The sequence below is a fragment of the Candidatus Zixiibacteriota bacterium genome (assembly GCA_035574315.1).
Classification (GTDB): domain Bacteria; phylum Desulfobacterota; class Binatia; order UBA9968; family UBA9968; genus DATLYW01.
Genome location: DATLYW010000050.1, coordinates 1 through 11,937, shown reverse-complemented (window position 1 = coordinate 11,937; position 11,937 = coordinate 1). Strand labels below are relative to the sequence as shown.

Annotated in this window: 10 protein-coding genes; 5 read left to right on the top strand and 5 right to left on the bottom strand. The window is 64.2% G+C overall.

Features of this window, described 5'->3' with window-relative positions; translation table 11 throughout:
* Together glnA and VNN77_18855 are read left to right on the top strand one after the other, a co-directional pair.
* A partial coding sequence (gene glnA / locus VNN77_18860; protein HXG53464.1) for a glutamine synthetase occupies positions 1 to 145 on the top strand: 145 nt, incomplete at its 5' end.
* Between the two features lie 58 nt (positions 146 to 203).
* Positions 204 to 545, top strand: a complete 342-nt coding sequence (locus VNN77_18855) for a P-II family nitrogen regulator (protein ID HXG53463.1) — start codon at positions 204 to 206, stop codon at positions 543 to 545.
* 36 nt (positions 546 to 581) lie between these two features.
* Here the strand turns inward: VNN77_18855 and VNN77_18850 are convergent, their stop codons facing one another.
* From VNN77_18850 to VNN77_18835, 4 genes are all read right to left on the bottom strand, one after another.
* Positions 582 to 2,345, bottom strand: coding sequence for a GGDEF domain-containing response regulator (locus tag VNN77_18850; protein ID HXG53462.1), 1,764 nt, complete (start codon positions 2,343 to 2,345; stop codon positions 582 to 584).
* Between the two features lie 231 nt (positions 2,346 to 2,576).
* Positions 2,577 to 4,181: a UbiD family decarboxylase gene (locus tag VNN77_18845; GenBank protein HXG53461.1), complete on the bottom strand. Its 1,605-nt coding sequence runs from the start codon at positions 4,179 to 4,181 to the stop codon at positions 2,577 to 2,579.
* A 39-nt stretch (positions 4,182 to 4,220) separates the two neighbouring features.
* A complete protein-coding gene (locus VNN77_18840; GenBank protein HXG53460.1) occupies positions 4,221 to 4,967 on the bottom strand; it encodes a class II aldolase/adducin family protein in 747 nt (248 codons plus the stop codon).
* A gap of 22 nt (positions 4,968 to 4,989) precedes the next feature.
* Complete coding sequence (locus VNN77_18835; protein ID HXG53459.1) at positions 4,990 to 5,943, bottom strand: hypothetical protein; 954 nt, start codon at positions 5,941 to 5,943, stop codon at positions 4,990 to 4,992.
* A 234-nt stretch (positions 5,944 to 6,177) separates the two neighbouring features.
* Here VNN77_18835 and VNN77_18830 point away from each other — a divergent pair, with 234 nt between their 5' ends.
* Genes VNN77_18830 through lspA form a run of 3 tightly spaced genes read left to right on the top strand, consistent with a single transcriptional unit; the run spans position 6,178 to position 10,009 of the window.
* On the top strand, positions 6,178 to 6,555 hold the full coding sequence (locus VNN77_18830; GenBank protein HXG53458.1) for a hypothetical protein: 378 nt from the start codon (positions 6,178 to 6,180) through the stop codon (positions 6,553 to 6,555).
* A 47-nt stretch (positions 6,556 to 6,602) separates the two neighbouring features.
* A complete protein-coding gene (ileS, locus tag VNN77_18825; protein ID HXG53457.1) occupies positions 6,603 to 9,494 on the top strand; it encodes an isoleucine--tRNA ligase in 2,892 nt (963 codons plus the stop codon).
* Positions 9,491 to 10,009, top strand: coding sequence for a signal peptidase II (gene lspA / locus VNN77_18820; GenBank protein HXG53456.1), 519 nt, complete (start codon positions 9,491 to 9,493; stop codon positions 10,007 to 10,009). Before ileS ends, lspA begins: the two co-directional genes overlap by 4 nt.
* 19 nt (positions 10,010 to 10,028) lie before the next feature.
* Here the strand turns inward: lspA and VNN77_18815 are convergent.
* A partial coding sequence (locus tag VNN77_18815; GenBank protein HXG53455.1) for a TRAP transporter fused permease subunit occupies positions 10,029 to 11,937 on the bottom strand: 1,909 nt, incomplete at its 5' end.

Sequence of the window (11,937 nt, the reverse complement as noted above, 5' to 3'; positions counted from 1 at the left end):
GAAGGATCACGAGTTCCTGCTGCGCGGGGATGTCTTCACCAAGGACGTCATCGAGACCTGGCTCGACTACAAACGCAAAAAAGAAGTCGACGCCATCCGCATGAGACCCCACCCCTGGGAGTTCGCCCTGTACTTCGATATTTAGCGCGCACCGGACCAGCCGCCGGGAGGCCCCGGCCCCCCGGCGGCACGGAGGACGAGCCATGAAAAAGATCGAGGCGATCATCAAGCCGTTCAAGCTCGACGAGGTCAAGCAAAGGCTCACGTCGGTCGGAATCACGGGCATGACGATCACCGAAGTGAAGGGCTTCGGGAGACAAAAAGGCCACACCGAGCTGTACCGCGGCGCGGAGTACACGGTGGATTTCCTGCCGAAGGTGAAAATCGAGATTCTGGCGCCGGACGAAATGGCGCCCAAGATCATCGACGCGATCCTGGAATCCGCTCAGACCGGCAAGATCGGGGACGGAAAGATCTTCGTTTCCAGCGTCGAGGAAGTTATCCGCATTCGAACCAACGAGCGGGGAGAAGAGGCGATCAGCTGATCGACTCCCCGCCCGCGCCCTTCCCTTTCGCGGCCCTCAGGACGTTCCCTGCTTTCTTCTCGCGGCCAGCCACGCGCCCAGCTCGGGTCCGGGCAACGGCCGGCCGATGTAATACCCCTGAGCCATGTCGCAGCCGAGTCTCGCGAGGAAGTCGAGGGTCTCTGCGTCCTCGATTCCCTCGGCGACGATCTTCAAGCCCAGCTCGTGGCCCATCTGGACGATCAGCTTGACGATCGCGCCGTCTTCCGCTTCCGTCGCAGCGTGCACCACGAACGATTTGTCGATCTTGATCTCGTCGATGGGCAGCCGTTTGAGGTACGCGAGTGAAGAGTAGCCGATGCCGAAATCGTCGATCGCGAAGCTCGCGCCCAGCTCCTTCAGGCGCTTCATGTTGCTCAGCGTCGCGGCGGGGTTGATCATGACCACGCTCTCGGTGATTTCCAGCTGGAGCTGGTGGGTTCCCAGCCTTGCCGCGGCCAGGCGGTCGAACAGGCGCTCCCAGAGGTCCGCGACGCTGGAGTTCTGCATCGAAAGATTCACGGCGACGCGCAGCGGGAATCCCTGATCCGCCCATTCGCGGCCCTGCCGGAGCGCCTGCTCCAGGGACCAGAGCGTCAGCGGCGTGATCAGCCCGGTTCGTTCCGCAAGGGGTATGAAGCGCGCCGGAGGAATCGTCCCGAGCACCGGGTGATTCCAGCGCGCCAGCGCCTCGACGCCGACCGTCGCCCCGGTACGCAAGTCCATTTTCGGCTGATACAGCAGGTAGAGGCGGTCGTCGGCGATCGCGCGCCGCAGATCGCTGACCAGGGCCAGGTCCGAGATCCGGTTCTGCGCGCCGTGCGGCAGGTAGACGGAATAAAGGCTGCAAGTTTTTCTCGCCTGGTACTGTGCTTTGCGCGCGTTTTGCGTCAGTATCTCCGCGCTTGAGCCGTGGTCGGGAAAATAAACGACGCCGAACCGGCTTTGCGCCTCGAGGGCGACGTCGCCGACCACCAGCGGCTTGTGCAACGATTCGGCGGCCGAAAGGACCAGACGGATCGCCTGCTCCTCGGAGGCGAGCACCGGGATCAGGATCGCGAACTCGTTCGCTCGCAGGCAGGCGAGCTCGCAGCCGTCGGGCACCGTCTCCTTAAGGCATCGACCGACGTGCGCCAGGACGCGGTCGGCGATTTCGTGACCGAACGACTCGTTGATCTCCCGAAACTCATTGACCTTGAAAACCAGCAGCGCGCCCCGGCACACCCGGCGGCGCGCGTTGAGGATCGCCTGCTCGAGGCGGTCGCGAAAATAGGCGTAGTTGGGCAGGTCGGTGATCGGATCGTGATAGGCGAGATACTGCAGCTTGCGCCGGGCGCGGATGCCTTCCTGGCGCACCCTGGCCTCGCGCACCTCGCGCCGGACGACCGCGGCGAGCCGCGTGAGGGTTTCTTTGGCGACACAGTCCTGGGCGCCGGAGAGCATTCCCGCGATCGCCTTGTCCTGGATGGAATCCTCGGCAACAAAAACAAAAGGCAGGTCGGGACTGCTGCGCCGGACGATCTCCAAAGCGTCGGAACCGAGCAGCCGCGGAAGCGTGTAGTCCGCGATCACGACATCCCAGTCGCTGCGAGCCAGCGCCTCGTTGAGTTCCCTGGGAGTCTCCACGCGCTCGAAGGTGACCTCCAAACCCCGCCGCCTGAGCTCGCACACAGTGAGATGTGCGTCTTCAACCGTCTGGATGAGCAGAGTCCTGACGGCGTCGGGCAGCGCCGGTTCGGAGACGACGCTCCAATCGGAAAACCTGGTAATCGCGGCGCTCATACGGAAAAGGCGGCCGCCCGGTCTTTATGGCTCGAAAAACCCGGGTTGTCGGCCAACTTAGAGCAGGTGACGTGCCAAAAGGCTGGCGTAAATCAACTTATTGAATTTACGCGTATTTCAGCCGACAGCAAGGCGCCTCATGGACACCAGGACGGGCGAGTTTAAGCCGGTGCCGGCACAAAAATGGACAGCTTCAGCCACGAGCCCCCCGGCCGGAACCGGCGACGGCGGCTACTTTTCGGCCTCCCCTGGCTGCTTGCCGGGCTCGAAGCCGCCTACCTCGTGGTAAACAACCTTTTTTTCCTCTTCAAAAGCCCGGACTTCGGGGACCTCTCCCGGGAGGCCAAGTCTCTTCCATTCGGCGGCTACCCGTTCGTAGACCTCGCGCCGCAAAGCCGTCCGCTTGGCAAATACCGGCAGGTATCGGTGCTCTTTACAGGCGTTGATCAGGGCCTTGGAGCCGTAGGGTCTCTTTTCCGGCGGGTTTTGTGTAGGATCCAGCCACGTGCTCCAGGTGTTGCGCAGGATGTCGATATCGTCGATCGGGTTACAGCGGCTGCTCATCGCCCAGATCACCTGGTCCATATCGGTCGGATCGACGTCCTCGTCCACGGCGATGATCCACTTGGTGTAATAGGCTCCGCCGGGCACCTGCGCGGCGAGCGCGAGCGCCTGCGCTGCGTGCCCGGCGTAACGCTGCTCCATGCTCAGCACCGTCATGCCGAAGCCGCCCGCTCCGGCCGGGTGGGCATAAACGCCGACGATGCCGGGAACGCCGAGCTTCTCCAGGTCGTCCCAGATGCGGGCCGACCGGATCACGGAAAAGAAACCGCTCTGCTCGTTGGAGGGATAGTCCGCCATCAGGGCGTTGGTGAGGATCGGCTGGTTACGATAATGGACCGCGGTGATCTCGACCAGCGGGCAACCCGCTTCAGGCCTGCCGTAGTAGCCGGGAAACTCTCCGAACGGCCCTTCTTTCCTGACGGAGTTGGGGCGGATGACGCCCTCCACAACCAGCTCCGCGCTGGCGGGCAGCAGGAGATCCGTGGTTTTCCCCTTTACCACCGGGATTGGCTCCCCCTTCACGCCGCCCGCGTACTCGTACTCCGAGACATTCTTGGGAAAGGTTTGCGAGCCGACCACCATGAAAAGCGGGTCGATTCCCCAGGCGGCGGCCACCTGTATGGGCTTGCCGAGCTGCCAGGAGCGGGTGATGTGCAATCGCGCGTCCTTTCCCGGCGAGAGGTACAGGCCGGTTTCCCGCCTGCCCTGGAGCATCATCCGGTAAGTTCCGACGTTGGTATAGCCGGTGTCGGGATCGCGGGTGATTACGCAATCGGCGGTGCCGGCGTAGCGACCCCCGTCCAGCGGCCAGTGCTTCGGGATCGGCAGCTGGTAAAGATCGATATCTTCGCCGGTCACGGTGTTCTCGTAAAAAGCCGCCTGGGACTGCGGCACCTCCCGGGGCGGGATACGGTTCTTCAGCTTGTCCTTGACCCGGCGGATCAGCTCGAGAGTCGGGAGGTCCGTAGGCTCTTCGAGCGTGAGCGCGATCCGGCGCAGGCTCGGACCGAGAATGTTCCACAAAAGCCGGGCTCTGTACGGGCTGCTCTCGTAACCCTTGGCCGCTTCGAAGAGCACGGCAGGCGAAGGGCTCTGCTTGGCGATGAGGTAGCTGATGGCGCTCATTTCCTCTTCGCAGCTGACGGGCTCGGTCACGCGCACGAGCTCACCCATCTTTTCCACCCGCGCGAGCCAGTCGCGCAGGTCGCGCACCGGCGCGGTTTGAGGCGCCGGCGAAGCGGCGCGGGCGATTCTTTGTTCCCTTTTGGCCATGAGTTCAGACCTCCAAAAAATTGAGCATGCGCCCGAGCGTCAAACCCTGACTCCCTTTGGCAACAGCGACCGGAAGTAAGCAAAAGCGTCGTAGGCGCGATACATCATGTTTTCCTTCATGTAATCGATGTCCTTCTGCGGCATCGTCACCGGCTTTCCCACGCAGCTCGCAACCCACTGCATGTAAGCGGTTCGCTCGAGATAGATAGCATGAACCGTAGCATATTCTAAGCTGTCGCCCACCACAACAACGCCATGGCCCTGGAGCAGCATCGCCATACGGTCGCCGAGCGTCTGGCAGATCTCCTTTCCATCCTGGACCGTGTAGATGAGCCGCGGGCTCGGGAAAATGGGCGTTTCCGGGGCGAACACCGCCGCCTGGTTGTAGATCGGGCGCAGCGGAACTCCCGCGACCGAAAAGGCGGTGGCGAGGGTCTGGTGCGTGTGGACCACCGAGTTGACGTCCGGACGGGCGTCGTAGATCGCCGCATGAATCATCGTCTCGCGCGGCGGCGCCTTGAGCCTGGTCACCGCGCGCCGGTTGGCGGCCTTGGCCCAGTTCTGCTCGCACACCTCCATGTACTCGTCGATGTCGACGAGGATGATGTCCCTGGCCGAGATTTCTCCAAGAGGCGCGAGAACCGGCTTGATCAGAAACCGGCGCGTCCCCGGAATTCGGGCGCTCACGTGGCCGTGATAGTCGGCCAGCCCCTGGTGGAACATGATGCGGTTACCGAGCGCGACCTTCCTTTTCAACTCCTCCAGATCCTTCTTGCTGAGCTTCACCAAACCTCCCCTTTCTGTCCTTTCATCGATATACGCTGCAGGAATCGCCGTTCGTTCCTCGAACCCGCTGCGGCGCCGAGTGCCAGTGGACCGTCATCCAGTTCCACTGGTCGGGGTGGCGACGGACGGTCCTTTCGACCCACCCCGTAATCCTAAGCACGGCCTCCCGGACCGCCATCCTGCTCTTGCCGCCGCGGGAAATTTCCAGCTCGGGCTCGATGACGAGCCTGAGCGCCCCGTCCGGCGTCCGCATCACGTACAGCGGGACGAGCGCCGCGCCGGTTCTGAGAGCGAGGGTAGCCGGGCCGCGCCGGGCGAGCACCGTGCGCTCGAAAAACGGGACGAGAACGCCGGCGCCGCGCCGATACTCGTCCGCGATGACCAGCGCGACCTCGTTTTTTCGCAGCACCTCGACCAGCTCCCGCAGAGCCTGTTGGCGCGGTCGAGAATGGATCGTGTGCTGAAGGATTTTCGCGCGGTAGCCGTCCATGAGACTTGCGAGGCGGGCGTTCTTAGGCGGGTTGACCAGGACGTGCGTGGGGTATCCCTCGGCCGCCATCCGCGCTCCGGCCAAAAAAAAATTTCCCAGATGGACGCTGATCGCAATGACGCCGTTCCCCTTTGCGAGCGCGGCCTCGAGGTGCTCGAACCCTTCTGCGGGGATCGCCGATCGCAGCTCACTCGGGGGCGCCGTCAGCCCGGCCGCAACCTCGACGAAGGCCCTGAAGAAATTCCTGAGCGATGCGCGAACTACCCGCTCGGCTTCCCCCGGAGCGAGCGTGTGGCCGAGAGCGGCCTGCAGGTTTTCGAGCGAGCGACGGCGAAAGGCCGGGCAGAGATAAAACGCCGCGCCGGCGATCGTGTCGGACAGGCCGTAGGCCCACGACCGCGGCAACACCCGCACCGCGGCCTGCCCTGCCTCGATCCCGGCCCACACACAAAGGTAGCCGGCCTCCCGATACCACCGCCAGGTCATTACTCCATGGAAAACGACGACGAAATGCGCCCACAATCTACGCTAGTTTGACCTCCACCGCAAGCGAGCCAGCGGCGGCGCTACACGCCTGCGGACGGCGCGCAGCCGCGACAAAACGTCAATTGTTTTAAGGGGTTACAGATGACCTCCTTCTTTAAGGGAAACTGCGGTCTGTTTTTATTCCGGTTTTTTTATGCTAGAAAAATAGCGCCATCGTGGATGCGGAAAACAACCATGCGAATGATACTGCCCCCGTTGAAAGAGCGTCGTGTCGTGGACCGGCTCCTGTCGTCTTTTTTCCATACCTACAAGCCCCAGGAGTTCAAGAAGGCGATCTCCACCCTCTGCCGGTTTTACCACCTCAAAAACCCCAAGGTGGAATGGTTCGAGTATCTCGACTGGGGTAAGACCGCCGGGAAGACCTACGAGAACGGCCAGATCTACCTGGTGCACCCGGAAAACTGGAAGAACGGCCGGAAATACAACACGGAGCGGAGCTGGATCAACACCGTGTACCACGAGATGGGCCACTTTATCTTCTGGGCCGACGCCGAGAGCAAGGCGGACAAGTTCGCCTTTCGAATGGTACGCGGGCTCAACGGCCACAAATAGCCGGGCGGTTCGTTCTGCGCCGCCTTCCGACAAAGATCGAGCCGTCAATGGATTATAAAGAAACGCTGAACCTGCCTCGGACCCGGTTTCCGATGCGCGCCAGCCTGCCGGAGAACGAGCCGAAGCAGGTGGAGAAGTGGCAGCGAGAACGGATTTACGAGCGGGTCCTGGAGGCCAACGCCGGCCGCCCGCGATTCGTGCTCCACGACGGGCCGCCCTATGCCAACGGCCATATTCACATCGGCCACGCTCTGAACAAGATCCTCAAAGACGTGATCGTCAAGTACAAGGCGATGTCGGGGTTTTCGTCGCCTTACGTCCCGGGTTGGGACTGTCACGGGCTGCCGATCGAGCTGCAGGTCGAGCGGACCATCGGGCGCGCGAAAAAGCTCGGCATGAGCAAGACCGAGGTGCGTCGGCTCTGCAAGGAGTACGCGGAGAAGTACATCGACGTTCAGCGCGAGGAGTTCAAGCGGCTCGGCGTTCTCGGCGACTGGGACCGCCCGTACCGTACGCTCGACCCGCCCTACGAGGCGCAGGAGATCCGCGAGCTCGGAAAGTTCGCCGCCTCCGGGGCGCTTTACCGGCAGAAAAAGCCGGTTTACTGGTGCGCCTCCTGCGTGACCGCGCTGGCCGAGGCCGAGGTGGAATACGAGGACCACACCTCGCCGTCGATCTACGTCAAGTTTCCGGTCCGCGACGGCCGCGGGTTGTTGGACGCCGGCGACGCGCTCGTCATCTGGACGACCACGCCCTGGACGCTGCCGGCAAACCTGGCGATCGCGGTTCACCCGGAGTTCCGCTATCGCAGGGTCGTCACTCCTCTCGGCGTTCTGGTCCTCTGCGAGGATCTCATCGCAAATCTGATGAGAGCGGTCGGCCTGTCCGAAGGCGACTGCCGGGTGTCCCAGCAAGCATGGGCGGGTGCCGAGCTCGAGGGGGTCGTTTGCAGCCATCCGTGGCTGGACCGCGAGTCGAAGGTCATTCTCGGCGAGTTCGTCACCCGGGAGCAGGGCACCGGCTGCGTCCACATCGCTCCAGGCCACGGCCGGGAGGACTACGAGGTCGGGCTGCGCTACGGCCTCGAGGTGCTCGCTCCGGTCGATGCCGAGGGAAGGTTCACGGCGGAAGCCGGCGAGCTCAGCGGCAAGCGCGTCTTCGAGGCCGACGCCGCGATCCTCGATATGCTCAGGGCCCGCGGGGCGCTGCTCAAGCAGGACAAGCTCGTGCACAGCTATCCGCACTGCTGGCGCTGCAAGAAGCCGGTCATTTTCCGCGCGACCGAGCAATGGTTCATCTCGATGGAGAAAAACGACCTGCGCCGGCGCGCGCTGGAGGCGATCGAGCAGGTGCGCTGGATCCCCCCGTGGGGCAAGGACCGGATCCGCGGCATGCTCGAGAACCGGCCCGACTGGTGCATCTCGCGTCAGCGCTCCTGGGGAGTGCCGATTCCGGCGCTGTACTGCAGCCGCTGCGGTGCGGTCGCGCTCACCGAGGGGATCTGCGAGCACGTTGCGGCCGTTTTCGAGCAGGAAGGCTCCGACGCATGGTTTTCGCGTCCGGTAAGCGAGCTGGTTCCCGCCGGTTTTCGCTGCCCCGGGTGCGGAGCCGCGGAGTTCGTCAAGGAGGAAGACATTCTCGACGTGTGGTTCGACTCCGGGGTGAGCCACGCCGCGGTCGTCGAGCGCGACCCGCGCCTCGGAGGGCGGGCCGACCTGTACCTCGAGGGAAGCGACCAGCACCGGGGATGGTTTCACACGGCGCTGCTCACCGCGCTCGCCACGCGGGGCCGCCCGCCGTACAAAAGCGTGCTCACGCACGGCTTTACGCTGGACGGCAAGGGGCGCAAGATGTCGAAGTCTCTGGGCAACGTGATCGCGCCCCAGGAGATCACCAAGAAGTTCGGGGCCGAGATCCTGCGCCTCTGGGTTGCGGCCGAGGACTACCGCGAGGACGTGCGCATCTCGGTCGAGATCCTCAACCGGCTGGTCGAGGCGTACCGCCGGCTGCGCAACACCGCCCGCTTCCTGCTCGGCAACCTCTATGATTTCGAGCCGGGCAGGGACGGGGTGAGCGTGGAATCCCTCGAGGAGCTGGACCGCTGGATCCTGCACCGCACCCAGGTCGTGCTCGCCCGCTGCCGCGAGGCGTACGACCGCTTCGAGTTCCACGTCGTCTACCACACGCTCAACAACTTCTGCAGCGTCGACCTGAGCGCGCTCTATCTCGATATCGTCAAGGACCGCCTCTACTGCGAGGGCGCCCGATCGCGCAAACGGCGAGCGGCGCAGACCGCCCTGTTCAAAATCCTGGACGTTCTGGTCCATCTGATGGCGCCGATTCTTTCCTTTACCGCCGAAGAGATCTGGGAGCAGATGCCGGATCGAGCCGAGCGTCCGCCGAGCGTCTTCCTGTCCCCCATGCCCGAGCCCGATTCGAGCCTCGTCGATGGCGCGCTCGCGGGGCGCTGGGAGCGGGTTTTCCGCGAGCGCGGAGAGGTCCTCAAAGCACTCGAGGTGGCGCGCAACGGCGGGATCATCGGCCATTCTCTGGACGCGCGGGTCCTGATTTACCGGGAGCAGGGGTCTGGCCGGTCGGCTCTGGAGGAGCTGCTGGAAAGCGATCCTCAGATGGCCGAAGACGTCCTGATCGTCTCGCAGCTCGCCAGCGGCAACGGCCGAAAACCCGACTTTCTCTCGCAGCTCGAGGAGGCGCGTCGCGCGGGCCAGGAGGGGGCGGCGGCGCCGCTTCAGGATGAGCAACGCGCGGGCTGGGGCTACTACAGCAAGCCCAGCGACAGCTTCATCGCCGTCTTTCCCGCGCTCGGCGAGAAATGCCAACGCTGCTGGAAGTACGAGATCGACGTGGGCGCGGACGCTGCCTACCCGGGCGTTTGCTCCCGTTGCGCCGCGGTGCTCAGATCCGGAGAATCCGCTTGACCTTCAAGGCCAAACTCGTCTGGGGCTGGGTCGTCTTCGTCGTCTTCGCGGATCAGTTGACCAAGCTCATCGTCGACCGGACGATGCCGCTGCACCACTCGATCCCGGTGATCGAGGGGCTTTTCCATCTCACCTACATCCGCAACACCGGGGCGGCCTTCGGGATCTTCGCGGGCAGCGCGGCGAGCTTCCGCCTGCCGTTCCTCGTGCTGTTTTCGGTGGCGGCGATCATCTTCATCGTCGTCATGCTCAGAAGGCTCCCGCAAGAAGAGACCGGCCTCGCGACGGCGCTCGCGTTCATTCTGGGCGGAGCGATCGGCAACTTGATCGATCGCATCGCCTACGGCGAGGTGATCGATTTTCTCGACTTCCACTGGGCTGGCTATCACTGGCCGGCCTTCAATCTCGCCGACAGCTTCATCACCGTGGGAGTGGCGATCACGGCCTATTCCCTCGTCATGGCCAAGGGCGAGGACCCTTTCGCGCGTCAGCGAGCGGAACCTCCGGGCCGGTAATTACGACAGGTCCGTCACGTCAATTCGCCGCGATAATCGGTTTTTTCAGGGCCGGCTCTGCGGCCGCCCGCCGCCGTTGCCAGGCGTAAACCGCGGCAAAGATCAGCACCGCCCCGGTTCCCGCCGGCCAGGACGGGACGAAGGACAGCGCCGTCGCCGCCGCCAGGAGCAGCCACTCGATCAGCGTCGTGCGGATATGGAAATAGGCCGTGCTCACGATGGAAAACAGCACGGTTCCCAGGGTGGCGGAAAGGATCGCGGCGAGGTTCTGGGCGGCCGTTCCCGTCAGCAGCAGATGCGTGTAGGCGAAGAGCAGCGGCATGACGTAGATGATCTTTGCGAACCGGAAGCAGCTCCAGCCGGTCTTCATGGGGTCGGCCTGAGCGATCGCAGCGGCGGCAAACGGTCCCATGGCCACCGGCGGCGTGATGTTGGAGTCGAGGCTCAGCCAGAAGATGATCAGATGCGCGGAGATGAGCGGCACGCCGAGCTTGAGCAGCGCCGGCACGGCGACGACGGCGACGATCAGATAGGTTGCGGTGATCGGCAGGGGCAGGCCGAGGACGAAGGTGGCGCAGGCGATCAGGGCGATCGTTACGAGAACGCTCTCGCCCGCCAGCTCGATCAAGAGATAGGGGAAGCGAATGACGATGCCGGTCAGGGACAGGACCCCGATCAGGACCCCGACGGCGCCGGTGAGCGCGGCGACGAAGAGGCAGTTCCTGCCCGTGTCCACCAGCGCGCGCCAGATCGACCCCGGTCCCATCCGTGTCTCTTTGCGCAACCAGCTCACCGCGATGGTGGAAACCATGCCGTAAAGCGCCGCGATCTGGGGCGAATAGCCGGCGACGAGAGTGCCGATCAGGACGGCGATGGGCAAGAGCAGATACCAGCCGCGGCGCCAGACCTCGGGGAGCCGCGGGAGATCTTCCCTGGGAAACCCTCTGAGGCCGAGCTTGCGCGACTCGAAGTAGATCATGACTCCGACGGAGACGAAATAGAGGATCCCGGGAATCGCCGCCACCTTGATGATGTCAAGGTATGGAATGCCGGTCATCTCGGACATGATGAAAGCGCCGGCGCCCATGACCGGCGGCATGATCGCGCCGCCCGTCGACGCCGCCGCTTCCACCGCCGCGGCCGTGTGCGGCGGGAAGCCGGCGCGCTTCATCAGCGGAATGGTGATCGGACCCTTGGTCACGGTTTCGGCGATCGGGCTGCCGCTGATGGTTCCCATCAGGGCGCTCGACACCACCGATGCCTGCGCCGGACCGCCCGCGATCCGTCCCAGCGCTGCAAGCGAGATGTCGATGAAGAACTGCGCCACGCCCGCGCGCTCCAGGAACGCGCCGAAGGCGACGAACGGGATGATGTACTCGGCCAGGACCTCGGCCATGATGCCGAAAATGCCGTCGGAGGTGAGGTAGACGTACTCCACCACGCGCCGCACGGAATAGCCGCGATGGCCGATGATGTACGGGAGATAGTTGCCGAACAGCGCGTAGAGAATGGGGACCACGGCGCAAAGCGCCATGTCCCAGCCCAGAACGCGCCGCGCCGCCTCGATGGCGACCGCCGTCGCGACCACGCCCATCCATACGTCGGTGGCGGTGTAGTCGCCCGCGCGGTAGGCCATCGCCTCGTGCTCCACCATCCAGTAGACCACGCTGACGGTCGCCGCGGCGGCGAGCAGGACGTCGACGGCCGAAGGCCTGTCGGAACGGGCGCGCCTTCTCGCCTTGTAGAGGAGGATCGGCACCACCAGGCTGTAGAGCACGGCGGCACCCCGAAAATACTGCAGGGACACGACCCCCACGGTCGACGCCCAGACGAAGTAAGCCGCGGCGCCCCCCATCATGAGCCTCGTCACAAGGGCCCAGGGGGTGGAGAGCTGGCGGGGGCGGGCCGGCTCGGACATCTCTTCTTCC

Bases quoted from the DNA above. Each gene is read 5' to 3' on its own strand.
- VNN77_18835 (HXG53459.1), bottom strand. From the start codon at position 5,943: ATGACCTGGCGGTGGTATCGGGAGGCCGGCTACCTTTGTGTGTGGGCC.
- ileS (HXG53457.1), top strand. From the start codon at position 6,603: ATGGATTATAAAGAAACGCTGAACCTGCCTCGGACCCGGTTTCCGATG.
- VNN77_18855 (HXG53463.1), top strand. From the start codon at position 204: ATGAAAAAGATCGAGGCGATCATCAAGCCGTTCAAGCTCGACGAGGTC.
- VNN77_18850 (HXG53462.1), bottom strand. From the start codon at position 2,345: ATGAGCGCCGCGATTACCAGGTTTTCCGATTGGAGCGTCGTCTCCGAA.
- VNN77_18830 (HXG53458.1), top strand. From the start codon at position 6,178: ATGCGAATGATACTGCCCCCGTTGAAAGAGCGTCGTGTCGTGGACCGG.
- VNN77_18845 (HXG53461.1), bottom strand. From the start codon at position 4,181: ATGGCCAAAAGGGAACAAAGAATCGCCCGCGCCGCTTCGCCGGCGCCT.